This window comes from Streptomyces sp. NPDC018693 (assembly GCF_044391385.1).
GTDB lineage: Bacteria > Actinomycetota > Actinomycetes > Streptomycetales > Streptomycetaceae > Streptomyces.
In genome coordinates, this window is sequence record NZ_JBIRZZ010000013.1 from 199,087 (window position 1) to 213,902 (window position 14,816).

General features: G+C 72.9%; 15 protein-coding genes and 1 pseudogene. 4 read left to right on the forward strand and 12 right to left on the reverse strand.

Annotated elements, in window-relative coordinates:
• Positions 1–73: 73 nt before the first annotated feature.
• The 3 genes from ACH5AC_RS29380 to ACH5AC_RS29390 are packed head-to-tail and all read right to left on the reverse strand — an operon-like array spanning position 74 to position 1,995.
• Positions 74–820, reverse strand: a complete 747-nt coding sequence (locus tag ACH5AC_RS29380) for a DUF1272 domain-containing protein (protein WP_398865215.1) — start codon at positions 818–820, stop codon at positions 74–76.
• Positions 817–1,401 (reverse strand): DUF4865 family protein, encoded by a 585-nt coding sequence (locus ACH5AC_RS29385; protein WP_398865216.1) that lies wholly within the window; start codon positions 1,399–1,401, stop codon positions 817–819. Before ACH5AC_RS29385 ends, ACH5AC_RS29380 begins: the two co-directional genes overlap by 4 nt.
• A 24-nt stretch (positions 1,402–1,425) precedes the next feature.
• Positions 1,426–1,995 (reverse strand): TetR/AcrR family transcriptional regulator, encoded by a 570-nt coding sequence (locus tag ACH5AC_RS29390; RefSeq protein ID WP_398865217.1) that lies wholly within the window; start codon positions 1,993–1,995, stop codon positions 1,426–1,428.
• Between the two features lie 145 nt (positions 1,996–2,140).
• On the opposite strand from ACH5AC_RS29390, the pseudogene ACH5AC_RS29395 reads away from it, so the two are divergent.
• Both ACH5AC_RS29395 and ACH5AC_RS29400 read left to right on the forward strand, forming a co-directional pair.
• Positions 2,141–2,236 (forward strand): annotated as a pseudogene (locus ACH5AC_RS29395) (SHOCT domain-containing protein); the annotation flags it as partial.
• Positions 2,233–2,892: an ATP-binding cassette domain-containing protein gene (locus ACH5AC_RS29400; protein WP_398865219.1), complete on the forward strand. Its 660-nt coding sequence runs from the start codon at positions 2,233–2,235 to the stop codon at positions 2,890–2,892. The pseudogene ACH5AC_RS29395 and the gene ACH5AC_RS29400, both read left to right, overlap by 4 nt.
• Before the next feature lie 33 nt (positions 2,893–2,925).
• On the opposite strand, the gene ACH5AC_RS29405 is transcribed toward ACH5AC_RS29400, so the two are convergent.
• Complete coding sequence (locus tag ACH5AC_RS29405) at positions 2,926–3,465, reverse strand: ATP-binding protein (protein WP_398865220.1); 540 nt, start codon at positions 3,463–3,465, stop codon at positions 2,926–2,928.
• Between the two features lie 212 nt (positions 3,466–3,677).
• The gene (locus ACH5AC_RS29410) at positions 3,678–4,001 is read right to left on the reverse strand and encodes a hypothetical protein (RefSeq protein WP_398865221.1); all 324 of its coding nucleotides are present in this window, start codon (positions 3,999–4,001) and stop codon (positions 3,678–3,680) included.
• Between the two features lie 287 nt (positions 4,002–4,288).
• Between ACH5AC_RS29410 and ACH5AC_RS29415 the strand changes: the two genes are divergently transcribed.
• Positions 4,289–5,422 (forward strand): PLP-dependent cysteine synthase family protein, encoded by a 1,134-nt coding sequence (locus ACH5AC_RS29415; protein ID WP_398865222.1) that lies wholly within the window; start codon positions 4,289–4,291, stop codon positions 5,420–5,422.
• Positions 5,423–5,497: 75 nt separating this feature from the next.
• On the opposite strand, the gene ACH5AC_RS29420 is transcribed toward ACH5AC_RS29415, so the two are convergent.
• Both ACH5AC_RS29420 and ACH5AC_RS29425 read right to left on the reverse strand, forming a co-directional pair.
• Positions 5,498–5,965: an SRPBCC family protein gene (locus ACH5AC_RS29420; protein ID WP_398865223.1), complete on the reverse strand. Its 468-nt coding sequence runs from the start codon at positions 5,963–5,965 to the stop codon at positions 5,498–5,500.
• 53 nt (positions 5,966–6,018) lie between these two features.
• The gene (locus tag ACH5AC_RS29425; protein ID WP_398865224.1) at positions 6,019–6,846 is read right to left on the reverse strand and encodes a DeoR/GlpR family DNA-binding transcription regulator; all 828 of its coding nucleotides are present in this window, start codon (positions 6,844–6,846) and stop codon (positions 6,019–6,021) included.
• A gap of 299 nt (positions 6,847–7,145) precedes the next feature.
• On the opposite strand from ACH5AC_RS29425, the gene ACH5AC_RS29430 reads away from it, so the two are divergent.
• A complete protein-coding gene (locus tag ACH5AC_RS29430; RefSeq protein WP_398865225.1) occupies positions 7,146–9,563 on the forward strand; it encodes a hypothetical protein in 2,418 nt (805 codons plus the stop codon).
• Here ACH5AC_RS29430 and ACH5AC_RS29435 read toward each other — a convergent pair.
• From ACH5AC_RS29435 to ACH5AC_RS29455, 5 genes are all read right to left on the reverse strand, one after another.
• Positions 9,560–12,010, reverse strand: coding sequence for a right-handed parallel beta-helix repeat-containing protein (locus tag ACH5AC_RS29435; RefSeq protein ID WP_398865226.1), 2,451 nt, complete (start codon positions 12,008–12,010; stop codon positions 9,560–9,562). The genes ACH5AC_RS29430 and ACH5AC_RS29435 overlap by 4 nt on opposite strands.
• 155 nt (positions 12,011–12,165) lie before the next feature.
• The gene (locus ACH5AC_RS29440; RefSeq protein ID WP_398865227.1) at positions 12,166–12,774 is read right to left on the reverse strand and encodes a hypothetical protein; all 609 of its coding nucleotides are present in this window, start codon (positions 12,772–12,774) and stop codon (positions 12,166–12,168) included.
• 124 nt (positions 12,775–12,898) lie between these two features.
• Complete coding sequence (locus ACH5AC_RS29445; RefSeq protein ID WP_398865228.1) at positions 12,899–13,723, reverse strand: MOSC domain-containing protein; 825 nt, start codon at positions 13,721–13,723, stop codon at positions 12,899–12,901.
• A gap of 43 nt (positions 13,724–13,766) precedes the next feature.
• Positions 13,767–14,207 (reverse strand): DUF6643 family protein, encoded by a 441-nt coding sequence (locus ACH5AC_RS29450; RefSeq protein ID WP_398865229.1) that lies wholly within the window; start codon positions 14,205–14,207, stop codon positions 13,767–13,769.
• Positions 14,208–14,418: 211 nt separating this feature from the next.
• The coding region (locus tag ACH5AC_RS29455; RefSeq protein ID WP_398865230.1) for a transposase at positions 14,419–14,816 on the reverse strand (398 nt) is incomplete at its 5' end.

Here is a 14,816-nt window from a genome sequence, read left to right on the forward strand (position 1 = left end):
AGAACGATCGGTCAATAATGGCCTATGCCGCCGCGAGCGGAGTGCATGGACGGGGGTCAAGGTCGGTCGATCTTCAGTCAAGTGGACCAACCGTCCGCCGGGGTCTGGTCACCAGTTCCCCGCCGCAGTTGGGGCATACCCCCGCCATGGCCTCGGTGCACGGCACGCAGAGCGTGCACTCGTACGAGCAGATCCGCGCCGGCGCCTCCAGCGGCAGCTCAGTCGCGGTACCGCGCTCGTAGTGGTCGCGCATCTCCAGTGCCATGCGGTGCTCCTGTCCTCGCGGCGCTCCGGGCCGTCGCCCGGGCGTCCCACTCCACCGCGAAGGCGCGGGCCGGGTTGTCCTGCTCGGCGGGGACACCACTACCGCGGCCGCGCGTTCGGTCGACGGTGGTGGAGGCTCGTGGCGGTCCCCGAACCCGGCCTCGGCCAGGGCGCGCACGGCGTCCGGCATTCGCCAGTCCCGGGCGTGGTCGGCGTGCGACGGCCGTCGAAGTCCAACCAGGCGTCGGGCCTCGGCGACATGACGATGCGTTACGGGATCGGGTGAGCGGTTGAGGTGACTGAGGACCACCCGGTCCGGCGGTACGCCCAGCTCGCCGCACAACAGGTCGAGCACATCGGGCGCGCCGGTGCCGAGCTCCAGGTGGACGGCGACGGGCGCGCCCGTGGCGTGGAAGCCGCCCGCCACCTTGATCGGTCCGGCGCGGACCCCCGATGTGCCAATACGGACGGTGAGTTCGGAGACGAACAGGTCGGCCGGGCCGCCGTGCGGCACGCCGAGCACGGCGCCGGCAGATCGGCGGCCCGCCGTGCTCACCACTGCCGGCCCCGGGGCAGCCGCTCCCGGCCGGGGGCCGACAGGTGCAGCACCCGGAAGACATCGCCGTCGGCCGTCGGTGGCTCCTGTGCCCACAGCGAGAAGTGCACGACCTCCCAGCGGCTCGGATCCACGGCCGCCGCAGCGCAGACCACCCCGTCCCGCGCGGCGAGCCGCCCCGCCTCGCGGACCGCTTCCTCCATCACCTCCGTCAGCACCACACCCTCCGGGATCCGCCGGGTGTGCCGTACCGCGACCCGCGCCGGAGCGCCCGCGGCGCCGCCCTCCTCGTACGCCAGCCCCGTCCACTGCCGGACCACCGGCCGCCCGAAGTCGTCCGCGATCCCCTGGAACGGGCCTCCCCACAGGAAGGCGTTCATGCCCTCGACCGTGTTCCACAGATAGAACGGCGCGTACTCGTTCACCGGCGAGCCGTCCCTGCCGCGCTCGCGGACCAGATACGCCTTGAGGCCCAACCCCGCCCAGTCGTCGAGGAGATGGCCGCGTCGGGCCACTCGGTCCCGGATGCTTCCCATGTCGTAGTCGGCGGGGAGGGTGAGGGCGTACTGCAGGGCGTGCATGGATGTCGTCTCCTGGTGCCGGTTTCACGGTTCGAGCAGGGAGAGCAGTCCCCGGACTCCCGCCTCGAAGGCGGCGGACGACCCGGAGGCCCGGGCGAGGACGTAACCGCCCTGCACGGTCGCGACGATCGTGGCGGCGATCTCCTCGGCGTCCAGCTCCGGGCCGAACTGCCCCTGCTCCTTGCCCACTTCGACCAGTCCGGCGAGCCGCTCACGCAGCCAGTCGAGCGTCTCGTCGACGGGTGCGCGCAGCTCCTCGCTGGCGATGACGTCCGGGTCCATGGTGAGCCGGCCGACCGGGCAGCCGCGCAGCACATCGCGCTCGCGCAGGAGATACGCCCGGATTCGATCGGACGGCGTGCCAGGGCCGTCGAGGACGGCGCCGGCCGTGGCCCGCATCTCCTCGGCCGTCCGCCGGATCGCGGCCAGCGCCAGATCGGGCTTGCCCTTGAAGTGGTGGTACATGCTGCCCTGCCCGGCGCCCGCGCGCTCCAGGATCGCCTTGGGGCTGGTGCCCACGTAGCCGCGCTCCCAGAGCAGCTCCCGGGTGGACTCGATCAGTCGCTCGGAAGTACTCACCACCCCACTGTACATACTAGTAGTTACAGAAGTCGAGCCCTGTCGGGAGCACCCGATGGAAGTCGGCGCACTCCACGGGAGGTACGCGCGTTGCCGCTGGCCGTACGACGACCTCGATCGTCAGCGGAAGTCTCGGAGCATCACCGAAGGAGACGTCACGTTCGCCTCCGGCGAGATCGACGAGGACGAGTACTGGCGCCGACTGTCGGCCCTGGACGAGCAGTTCGGCCGCACGGGCAGGGGGGTCGAGGCATGACCGTCACCACCGCCACCCGCACGGCCGCCCGGGTCGTCGACGCCGTGAAGGTCTACGGCCGCGACGACACCGAGGTCAGGGCCCTGGACGGGGTGAGCGTCGGCTTCCCGGCCGACCGCTTCACCGCGATCACGGGGCCCTCGGGCTCCGGCAAGTCCACCCTGATGCACTGCGCTGCCGGCCTCGACGCCCTCACCTCCGGCACCGCCCACGTCGGCGACACCGAGCTGGGCGCCCTCGACGACCGCCGCCTCGCCCTGCTGCGCCGCGACCGCGTCGGCTTCGTGTTCCAGGTGTTCAACCTCGGTGCCGGTGCTGACCGTGGAGGAGGACATCCGGCTGCCCCTCGACCTCGCCGGGGAGCGGGGCGACGCGGAGTGGACGACTCGCTCGTCGATGTCGTCGGGCTGTGCGACGGGCTGCGCCACCGCCCCTGCGAGCTCTCCGGCGGTCGGCAGCAACGCGACGCGTCGGCCCGGGCCTTCGCCGCCCGGGCCGACGTCGTCTTCGCCGACGAGCCCACCGGCAACCTGACCGCGGCCGCACGGCCGTCGCGGTCGCCCTGGTGGGCCGGTGCAGGCCGGCGCCCTCGCGGGCCTGCGCCCGGCCGGCGCGCGGCACGCCTGGACGTGCTGCGCGCCGTCGGCACCGAGTGACGTACGTACCGCCGAGAGGGTCTCACCGCCCGGTCAGCCGGCAACGGCGGACCGGGCGGGAGCATGAGCCGGCCGGTGGGCGTCGACCTGCTCGACGTCCGGGAACCGGACCGCGGTGTGCTCCGCGGCCGCACGGCGCGGCGGTCGCGCGGGCGGGGCGGGGGTCGACGGGGGAGCGGGCAGGGTGAACCACACGACCTTGCCCGACTCGCCGTCCGGGCGCGCGCCCCAGCTCTCGCTGACCGCGGCCACCATGGCCAGCCCACGCCCGCAGGTGGCGAGCGCGTCGCCGTCCGTGACGTCCTCCACGACCGGAAGCCGCGGATCTCGGTCACGCACGGACACGGTGAGCCGGTCGAGCAGCAGCTCCATCTCCACGGTGCATGTCTTGTCGGCCCGGGCGTGCTGGTGGACGTTGGTCAACAGCTCGGTCACACCGAGCGAGGCCCGGTCTATCAGTTGATCCAGATGCCAGTAGCGCAACTGCGCCGATACGATTCTGCGGACCTGGCCGATCCGCGACGGCAGGGCTTGGAGCTCCACCGTGCAGTGCCTGCTTGGGTTGCTGATCACGGCTGCGACTCCCCGACGTGAGGTCCGGAAGAACACGGAGTTCGGATCGATCCAGCAGTGGCCCTGCGCCAAGCGGCCGCCTGCTGTCATGGCCGGCGGGCTGGTTCGCAGCGTTATCGCCGGTACACCCAGAGTGACGTAGATAACAGCGTGCCGCAGGGGGTGCCTGACCGCAACTCGCGCCCCATCGGCCACTGCAGCCACATGAGCTCTCAGCGGCCACGCCCGGCGGCCCGTCGTACCGCCTCGATGAACCGGCGGGCCGCGGGCGGCCCCGGCTCGCCCGGCGCGGCGTCGCGCTCGCCCAGGGTCAGCAGATACCGGTGGCCGTTGAGGTCGGCCAGCGCCCGGTCCTCCGGCGCGAACCAGGGCCGGGACGCGCGCACCGCCTGCACCGGGGCGCTGTCTATCTCACTGCCCCGGCTGTTGAGCAACTGCAGCCTGCCACCGCTGATCCGGACCTGCCCGGCCCGGGTGAGCGAGCGCAGTCTCCGCCCGATCCGCACACCCGTCGCCGTGAACTCCGGCTCCGTCATGCCGCCCCCTTGCGTGATGTTCCCGTGTGCGCCCCCCGCCCGGTGCAGTCTGCTCCCACCCGACGGCCCGCACCAGTGTGTACGACAGCCTGGCCAAAACAGCCCGGAGCACTCGCCCGAATGCGCCCCCTCGGCGCGCCGTACCTCGGCCACCACCACTCCCCAGGCCCGTCTTTGAGCCGCCCAAAGGTGTGTTTATGCAGGTGGGAAGGTGTGCGGAAGGTGCTTATGATCGGTGTGTCGGCCGCGCCCGGACGCCGTCGGCGCGCAGCCTAAGGAGCCCCGCCGTGACCACCCACCCGCAGACCAGGACCGGCGCCACCCTCGACGTCGACCACACCGACCCCGCCTACCGCGACTGGCTCAAAGAGGCCGTCCGCAAGGTCCAGGCCGACGCCAACCGCTCGGCCGACACCCATCTGCTGCGCTTTCCGCTGCCCGAGCACTGGGGCATCGACCTGTACCTGAAGGACGAGTCGACCCACCCGACCGGCAGCCTCAAGCACCGCCTCGCCCGCTCCTTGTTCCTCTACGGCCTGTGCAACGGCTGGATCCGGCCGGACCGCCCGGTGATCGAGGCGTCCAGCGGCTCCACCGCCGTCTCGGAGGCGTACTTCGCGAAGCTGATCGGCGTGCCCTTCATCGCCGTCATGCCGCGCACGACCAGCGCCGAGAAGATCCGCCTGATCGAGTTCCACGGCGGCCGGTGCCACTTCGTGGACGACTCACGCAAGATGTACGAGGAGTCCGCCCGCCTCGCGGCGGAGACCGGCGGCCACTACATGGACCAGTTCACCTACGCGGAACGGGCCACGGACTGGCGCGGCAACAACAACATCGCCGAGTCCGTCTTCCGCCAACTGCGCCTGGAGCGCTACCCGGAACCTGCCTGGATCGTCGCCACGGCCGGCACCGGCGGCACCTCGGCCACCATCGCCCGCTACGTCCACTACATGCAGTACGACACCCGCATCTGCGTCGCCGACCCGGAGAACTCCTGCTTCTTCGACGGCTGGACCACCGGCGACCCCGACGTCACCTGTGACTGCGGCTCCCGCATCGAGGGCATCGGCCGCCCCCGCATGGAACCCAGCTTCGTCCCCGGCGCCATCGACCGCATGATGAAGGTCCCCGACGCGGCCAGCATCGCCGCCGTACGCGCCCTGGAGCAGGCCATCGGCCGCAAGGCGGGCGGCTCCACGGGCACGGGCCTGTGGGGCGCCCTGAAGATCGTCGCCGAGATGGTGGCGGCGGGGCAGCAGGGCAGCGTGGTGACTCTGCTGTGCGACCCGGGGGACCGTTATCTGGACAAGTACTACTCGGATGCCTGGCTGGCCGAACAGGGTCTGGACATCAAGCCGTACACGACAGCGATCGAGGTTTTCCTGCAGACCGGTGGGTGGGCAACCGACGTGAGCTGAGTCAGGGGCGCGGGGACCTGCGCGACAAGCCGCATACGGCCCGCACTCCGCAGGACGACATTCCTGGGCAGACGCTTACGCTCCCAGCCGACGGTCCAACGCTGTGACGGCTTCCCGAAAGGCCCGCCCCCACCCGGGCCGAGCCATCCGCAGCACCGCCCGAAACGCTCCGCTGCCGTCCGCCACAAAGGTCCACTGAACCCGCGAACCCCGGCCGGCAGGCACAACCCGCCACTCCTCGACCAACGCCCGCACCCCAGGCACATTCGTCACGTCCACCCGATAGGCGTAAATCTCAGGCGCCTCCGCCACAAGCACGGTCTCCTGAAACCGCGCACCACCCCGGAGCCACACCTCACGCCCACCCGCGGTAGGCCGGGCCCTGGTGACCGCCGAGAACCAGTCGGCCCACCCGGCCACATCCTCCGCGAGCGCCCGGAAGACGGACTCCGGCGAAGCCGACATCTCCCGCGCGAAAACCATCCGCACGGGCGCCGACTCGACGAACTCGACCCCCACCGGACGAAGCCGACGGACGACCATGGTGACGCCACCCCCTCAAGACGACGGGCAGCGTCACCCTAGCTGACACGCCATCAGCTGTCTGTATCGCCTTCGGATTCGCCCGCCACCACCAGCCGCAGATGCTCGGAGATCTCCGCCCGCGCCGCCGCAGGCAACCCCGCATCGGTCACCAGCGTGTCGACCTGCTCCAGCGCCGCGAACGAACTCAGTCCCACCACACCCCACTTGGTGTGGTCCGCGACCACCACCACCCGGCGCGCCGACTGCACCAGCCGCCGGTTGGTCTCCGCCTCCGCGAGGTTCGGCGTGGACAGGCCGGCCTCCGGCGATATCCCGTGCACCCCGAGGAAGAGCACATCGAAGTGGAGCGTCGCGATCGCCTGGTCGGCCACCGGCCCCACCAGCGAGTCGGACGGTGTGCGCACCCCGCCGGTCAGCACGACCGTCGCCGCGCCCTGCCGCTGTCCGGAGGTGCGCTGCGCCACGTGGAAGACGTCGGCGACCCGCACCGAGTTGGTGACCACGGTCAGGTCCGCCACGTCCACCAGCTGGTGCGCCAGGGCGTACGTCGTCGTACCGCCCGAAAGGGCGATCGCGCTGCCCGGGGTCACCAGCGCGGCGGCCGCGCGCGCGATGTCCTCCTTGGCGCTCTGCTCCAGGCCCGACTTCGCCTCGAAGCCGGGCTCGTGGGTGCTCGCCTCCACGACCGGCACCGCGCCGCCGTGCACCTTCTCCAGTACGCCCTGCCGGGCCAGCGCGTCCAGGTCGCGTCGTACCGTCATGTCCGACACGCCGAGTTTGCGCGTCAGTTCGTTGACGCGGACGCCGCCACGCCGCCGGACCTCGTCCAGGATCAGGGCGCGACGCTGCTCGGCGAGGAGGTTCTGATTCTCACTCACGTACGCTCCGGTCCTCTCGCCTCAAGCCGATCCACTCCGCCGACACACTCACGCACCTGCCGCGACGAGGACATTCTGCCGGTCGGACGGGTGCGGGCGTCCCATCCTCGCACGGCGTGGTCCGGGCCGCGCCACCGCCCACCCGACGCGTGCATGCCATCCGAGGGGAAGGCCCGGCGAGTCGTCGGAGGAGATTCGGTGACAACGGGTGTGGACCGCGCCCCGAGTGGAGATCCTGTGCCCGCACGAAGACATCACACAGACATCACCGTCGGTGCGTCACGGGGGAAGTGCGAACAGTGGAACACGTCCTGACCGACGGGGCCCCGAGCCCCGACCGCCCCACCGGGGCCCGAGCCGCCCTGGAACTCCTCGTCCACGGGGTGGGCGGTGCCACACCGGAGAAAATGCTGAACGATCCGCGCACCGTGCGGATCACCGGCGACGACACGGCGGCCGTCCACCGCCGCGCCGACGACGTCGACGCCGAGACCGGCCCCGCCGCCCGGCGCGACGGGCCGATCCCGGAGGCGTACGTCTGGTCCAACCTCACCTCCGGGAACGGCACCCGCGCCCTGTGGCTGTTGCTGCTGCCGTTCATGGTGGTCAACCTCGCCCACTGGATGCGCCCGGCCGCCCAGGGCCGCATCCGCTCGGTCCGGCTGTACGGGCTGCTCGTCCGGCTCGCCGGGCTCACCCTGACGGTGCTGCTGGTCGCCGCCGCCTGCGAGGTCGCCCTGGACCTCACGGCCTGGCAGTGCGCGGGCACCCAGGCGTGCGCCGAGCGCCACAGCTGGCTGGGCTTCCTCTCGCCCGCCGTCTCCGACGACGGCTGGTGGAGCCTGCCCGGCCGCCGGCTCGCCCTCGCCGCGCTCGTACCCACCGCCCTCACCGGCCTGCTCTGGTACCTCTCCCACCGCACCTGGCGGGCCTACGAGTCCCAGGAGCCCCTCGACCGCGCGCCCGAACCCGCAGACCGCGTCAGCCCGACCGCGCTGAGCCGGCCCGGCTTCTGGTACGGGCGCCGGCTGGTCGCCCGACTGCGTGCCGCGCACACCGCGGCGGGACTGCTCACGGTGGCCGCCGCGGTCGGTACGGCGGCCGCCCGCGAGGACCGCCGCCCGGGCGGCCCCGCGCTCCTCGACGCGCTCGGCTGGCTCCTGGTCACCGCCCTGGTGGGCGGCGCGGTCGCCGTCGTCTGGGTGGTGTGCCGCCGGGGCCGCACCGAACGCCGTCTCGACCGGGCCCTGGACCGGCACCTGGTCCGCCGCCTCCCGCTGACCGCTCTGCTCCTGCTCGCCCTCACCCTCCTGTACGCCGGCTGGTCCCGCCCCGGCTGGCACTCGGCGGGCCGCCTGCCCGGAGACATCACCTTCGGCGCCATCGCCCTGTTCCAGGGCCTCCTGGTGCTCGCCCTCGCCGCGGTCGCCCGCACGCTGCACCGCCCTGCCGCCCCGCCCGGCGGGCCGGGGACGCACCGGTGCGCCCCGTTGGACGCCGTACCGGGTCAGAGGAGCGGGAGCGCCGACCGTGCCGCCCCGCCGGACGACAGCACCCCGAGCCCCGACCGGGCCGCCCTGCGCGGGCTCGGCGGGCCCGCCGTCGTCATGCTGGCCTGTGCGCTGGGCGGGGTGATGTCCGGTGGGGTGGCCCAACGGGTCGGCGACTGGCTGGACGGGACCAGGAGTTCACTCGCGGGTCCGCCCGTGCTGCTGACCTGGCAGGCGTCCGTGATCCCGGCCGTACTCCTCGTCCTGCTGGCGCTGGCCGCGCTGCTCGGCCGCCGGGCCCTGCTGCTCGCCCGGGCGGAACGGGCCGCCGTGCTCCGCGACTACGGGATCGACAACGGCGGAGACGCCGGGCGCACCCGGGTCATCGCCCGGGCCCGCGCGATGGCCACGCTCACCGACCACGCGCCCCTGGTCGTCGCGGTCACCGCCGTCTCCACCCTCCTGCTCGGCGCGGGTGCGCTGGCGGGCGCGTGGGCCGGCGGCAGGACCCCGACCGGGGCCACCGAGGGGTCGTACCCCTTCGTCCACGGCGCCGCCCACACCGCGCAGGCACTCGGCTCCTGGCTGATCGGCCTCGGCGTGCTGCTCCTGGTCACCTGGGGCCGCCGCGCCTACAAGGACGCCTCCGCACGGCGCACCATAGGGATCCTCTGGGACGTCGGCACCTTCTGGCCGCGCGCCGCCCACCCCTTCGCCCCGCCCTGCTACGCCGAGCGCGCGGTGCCCGACCTGACCTGGCGGATGACCACCTGGACGCGTGAGACGGGCGGCCGCCTGGTGATCTCCGGGCACTCCCAGGGCAGTGTGCTCGCGGCGGCCGCCGCCTGGCAGCTGGAGCCGGCCGACCGCAAACGCGTCGCCCTGCTCACCTACGGCTCCCCGATCGAACGCCTCTACGGCCGCTGGTTCCCGGCCCACTTCGGCCCGCCCGCGCTGGCCGCGCTGCACGAGGACGTCGACTGCTGGCGCAACCTCCACCGGACCACCGACCCGATCGGCGGCCCGGTCCGGCTGCCCGGCTGCTGCGGCCCGGCGGTCGACCGAGCCTCCCTGGACGACCCGCTGGAATACGGCCGCACCGACCGGCACCCCCTGCCCGCACCCCTCCTCGGCCACTCCGACTACCAGGCGGACCCGGCCTTCGCGCAGGAACGGCAGCGGCTGCTGGCCCGCTTGCGACCGGAGCAACCACGGAAGGCCGTCTAGGGCAGCTCCGGCAGGTCCTCCGCGTACAGCAGGGTCAGGTCGTCGGTGCTCGGCTCGGTGACCTGGGCGACCCGGCTCGCGTGGCGCTCCACCATCGCCTCGAACGTCTGGCGCGCGGTGCGGCCGTTGCCGAAGGCGGGGCCCTTGGGGATCTCCGTGAAGTACTTCAGCAGGGCCTCCGTGGCGCCCGGCGCCAGCCGGTACTCGTGCTCCTCGGCCTGCTGCTCGACGATGCGCAGCAGTTCCTCCGGGCCGTAGTCGCCGAAGGTGATGGTGCGGGAGAAGCGCGAGGCCACGCCGGGGTTGACGGTGAGGAAGCGCTCCATCTCGGCGGTGTAGCCGGCGACGATCACCACGACCGCGTCGCGGTGGTCCTCCATCAGCTTCACCAGCGTGTCGATGGCCTCCTTGCCGAAGTCACGCCCGGCGTCCTCGGGGGAGAGCGCGTACGCCTCGTCGATGAACAGCACACCGCCGCGCGCCCGTTCGAACGCCTCCTGGGTGCGGATCGCGGTGGAGCCGATGTGCTCGCCGACCAGGTCCACCCGGGACACCTCGACCAGGTGGCCCTTCTCCAGCACATCGAGCGCGGCGAGGATCTCGCCGTAGAGCCGGGCGACCGTCGTCTTGCCGGTGCCGGGGGAACCGGTGAACACCAGGTGCCGCTTGACGGAGGCCGCCTTGAGCCCCGCCTGCTGCCGGCGCCGGCCCACCTCGATCATGTCGGTGAGCGCCCGCACCTCGCGTTTGACGCTGTCCAGGCCCACCAGCGCGTCGAGTTCACCGAGGACGTCCTTGGAGGTCCGCACCGACCGCCCCGGCTGCTCCGTGCCGGGCACGGCGGCCGACGGCTCCGGTGCGGTCACGCGCTGCTCCGGGACCGAGCCCAGCAGCCCCGGTGTCGCGGCCACCGTCTCCACGGCGGTCTCCCGCAGCGTGGGCGCCGGGGCCCGCAGACCCGCGCTCTCGTCGCTGGTGCAGTCCTCGACCTCCGGTCCCGCACCCGGCCCGGCGTCGGCGCCCTCCGCGAACTCGTACCCGCCGCGCGCGCAGCGCTCGGTGCGGCACCTCTTCAGCGTCGTACGGCAGCCGTCTATCACATGGAAGCCGTACCCGCCGCTGCCCGTGACCCGGCAGTGCAGGAAGCTGCCGCGGCCGCCGGCCGAGACGTAGAAACCGGCCTCGGCGGGGGAGTCGACCGTGCACCGCTCGACCGTGGGGTCGGCGCCCTTGGTGACGATCACACCGGTCTGGGTGCCGTCCACCGTGCAGTTGCTGAGGGTGCCGCCGCTGCCGTGGTCGCGGAACCAGGCGCCGGTCGCCGCGTCCCGGATGCGGCAGTCGTCGAGCTGGGCTGTCGCGCCGTCGCTCACCGACACGGCCGTGTTGCGCACCTGGAACAGGTCGCTGTCGACGACGTCGGCGCGCGAGCCGCGGTCCAGGACGAACAGCGCGTCCGGCACGTCGTGCACCCGGCAGGAGTCCAGCACGGCCGTGGCGCCGTCGCTGACCCACACGGCCGGATAGTCGCCGGTGCTGTCGAAGATCTCGCACTGGTTGGCGTCCACGCGGGTCCCCGGGTCCCACACCGACAGGCCGTTGCGCCCGAACTGACGCACCGTCGTCCGGGTCAGCGTCAGCACCGAACGCGAGCGCAGGTCGATCGCGTTCTCCGGGATGTCGTGGATCCGGCAGTCGGCCAGCGTGAGCACCGCGTCGGTGTCGAGGGTGACACCGTCGGCGGTGGTGCGGTGCACATCGCAGTCGGTCAGATGCGCGGTGGCCCGGCCGGTCACCTGCACCCCGCTGCCGCGCACCTCGTAGACCTCGCAGCCCACCGCCTCCAGCGCGGAGTTGTCACCGGTCGCGCTCAGACCGGTCCCGGAGGCGTGGTGCACCCGGCAGCGCTCCAGCCGGGGGTGGCCACCGCCGCGCACCGCGACGCCGGACTGTCCGGCCGCGAGCACCTCGCACTCCTCGAACACCCCGCCCCCGCCGTCGAGTACGGCGATGCCGATGCCGGCGGGATTGTCGACCGTGCACCGCCGTACCGTCGGCCGCGCGCTGCCGCGCACCTCGATGCCGGCCGCCGAGCGCGTGACGATCCGTACGTCCATCAGCTCGGGCGTGCCCTCCTCGACGAGCAGCGCGGGTGCGGCCGCGTCCTGGCCCTCGATGTGGAGGTCCTGCACGACCGCCGAGGCCCGCACGGTGAGCGGCACCCCGTCCACGGGTGCGATGCGCACCGACCCGGGGGAGCCCTCGGGTCCGCGCAGGGTCACCGCCCGCTGCACCACGAGGTTCTCCCGGTAGGTCCCCGGAGCGACGGTGAGGACGTCACCGTCCGCCGCGGCCTCCAGGGCGGCGGCGAGCGATGCGTACTCCCCCGTGCGGCGCCGCCACCGCGATGTGCCGGTGTGCGTCACCTGGACCGTGCCCTGTGCCATGGCGTTGCTGTGCCCCCACCTCGTCGTACCGGTTGGCTCGTCGCCGTCGGGGCGCACCCCGGTGGCTCCCTCGTGCGCGGGTTGATGCCCGAAAGCCTCGGCCGGTCCACCGTAGCGTGCGCGCGGGCGGTGAGTTGACCAGAGGCGCAAGGCCGTCAGCTGCCGGTGCCGGTGCGGCCCCAGTCCGGGCCCGCGCGGTCCCATGCCTGGTCCCAGCGCGCGTATCTGCGGCGGAGCAGGTGTCGGACGGCCGCGCGCCGGGCCGCCTCGGCGGTGCCCGCGGTGAGGAGCGCGGCGCCGAATCCGGCGAGGACGGCGTGGGTGGTGGCGGTCGCGGAGTCCAGCGGGCGGGTGGCGACCCGGCCCCGGGCGTCGGTCCATATCAGGAACCGGTCGCCGGGTCGTGGATCGGTGAGGTCCGACAGGACCGCGTCCTGGTGGGCGGTGCCGTCGGGGGCGGACCACTCGGCGATGACCCGGGTGTGGGTGTCGCGGCCGGAGCCGCCGTCGGGTTCCGTCCGGAAGGGGGAGGAGCCGGGGGCCTTGCGCAGCACGGTGGCGGTGATCTGGTGGCGGGAGGCGCGCTGCTCGCGCACCGCCTGCTGGAGGCTGTCCTGGGCGGAACCGCCGGCCAGGACACCGACGACGGGCGCGAGGAGCAGGATCAGCAGCAGGGCGATCAGGGCGACCCAAGCCTCGATCAGGTCCGTCGTCCGGCACAGCGGATTGTGCGGCCAACGCCAGAGCCCGCCGATCGCCCGCATCGCCCCGCACCCCCTTCCCGCTCCATGACAGCCCCCGCCCGGGTCCTCTCATGAACTTCTCATGACCGGCCAACGAGCAGGGGAGGCAAGAGTGTTCCCGCCGGGCGGGGGAGGACGGTCTCGGTCAGCCGAGGATCTCGACGGGGTCGCCGACGCGGACGGTGCCGCGGGAGAGCGGGACCAGGTTCTGGCCGAAGACGAGCTTGCCGCCCTGGCGGCGGTGGCGGCCCAGCGTGTGCAGCGGCTCCCTGCCGCGATCGGAGGTGACCTGGTCGGTGGTGGTCACCACGCATCGCCCGCAGGGCTTGGCGACCCGGAAGGCGACCTCACCGATCGTCAGGCGCGACCAGGAGTCCTCGGCCCAGGGCTCGGTGCCCGCCACCACCACGTTCGGCCGGAAACGGTTCATGGGCAGGGGGCCCTCGTCGGCGAGGTCACCCTGCGCGATCAGCGAGTTGAGGGCGTCCAGGGAGGCGGTGGTGGTGACCAGCAGGGGATAGCCGTCGGCGAAGGTGACGGTCTCGCCGGGCAGCGCGTACTCCGGGTCGACGGGCCGGCGGGTCGCGGGGTCGTCCATGTGCACCAGGCGTACGTCGTCGTCGAGATGGGCGCTGCACCACGCGTGCGCGGCGTCGTCGGCGAGAACCCCCTCCACCTTGTCGCGGAACATCTCGACGACGACCGTGCGGGCCGAGCCCGGCACCGACACCTCCAGCGGTCGCAGACCGGGCGCGGACAGCCGGACACCGCCGCCGGGCAGGGGCTCGGCGGCGGCCAGGGCGAGGCGCGGATGCCGGCGTTGCGTGACGACCTTTCCCCCGTCGTCGATCAGCGTCCAGCGCCGGTCTCCGGCCAGGCCCCAGGGCTCCACGACGGCCTGCGGGAGTGCCACCCCCTGGGCCGCCTTGACCGGATGGACATGGATCGACAGCAGTCGTGCCTCAGTCATGACGTCATCGTGCCAGGTGGCACCGACAACGCGTGATCAAGAATCAGTAACCGCGGTAGTGCTGGTTGTTGTAGGGATCCTGGTAAGGCGCCGGCCCCGGCCGAGGGGCCGCCGGGCGCATCGCCTCGTACCCCATGCCGGGAGCGGCGGGGCGGGGCTGCTGCATCGGGCCGCCCTGCGGGCCGGGGTAGCCGCGCGGCGCGGTGGCCTGCGGCGGGATGTAGGCCGCGGGCGCCTGTTGCAGCGGGGCGGGCTGCGGTGCCTGCGGGTAGCCGTAGGAGGGCTGGGACGGTGCCGCCGGGAGGGCGGGCAGCGCCGACGGCAACGCAGGCAGATGGCTGCCCGTGTCGTACGCGGCGGGGACCCGGATCGGGGCGATCTGCGGGGTGCCCCGCTCGGCCACGAGCGAGTCGTAGATCGGAGTGTCCGGGAAGGAGGCGGAGGAGTAGTAGCCGCCGCCATAGGTGGAGCGGGGGGAGGTCATGGCACATAAGTTAAGCCCACGATGTGCTGGTTGGGGAGACCGATAAGAGGGTTGTTTTCCGTGTCGGCTGGGGCTCGGGATCCCCAATGCGAGCGAACCTGGGAAAAAGGGGCAGCGCGCACCGTTCAAATCGTGTAAAGGCCGAGTTCCCGAGGGGTTACCGGCGGTTGGCGGGGGGGTGCCTCTATGTCCTTCGTCAAGCCGGGGCTGGTCATGCGGTGGCTGGTTCGGGGCCGCGTGCCTCGTAGAAGGTTCCGTCGCGGAGCATGGCGAACAGGACGCTGATGCGGTGCCGGGCCAGGCGGAGGAGGGCCTGGGTGTGGGTCTTGCCGCGGGCCCGGCACCGGTCGTAGTAGGTGCGGGAGGCGGGGTCGTGCAGGGCGGCGAACGCGGAGAGGAACATCGCGCGTTTGAGCTGCCGGTTCCCGCCTCTGGGTGCGTGTTCGCCGTGGATCGAGGTGCCCGACTGCTTCGTGGCTGGAGCGAGGCCGGCGTAGGAGGCGAGGTGGGCGGCGGTCGGGAAGCTGGTGCCGTCGCCGACGGTGACCAGCAGGACGGCGGCGGTCCTGACGCCGACGCCGGGCAGCGACGTCAGGACCTGGGAAAGAG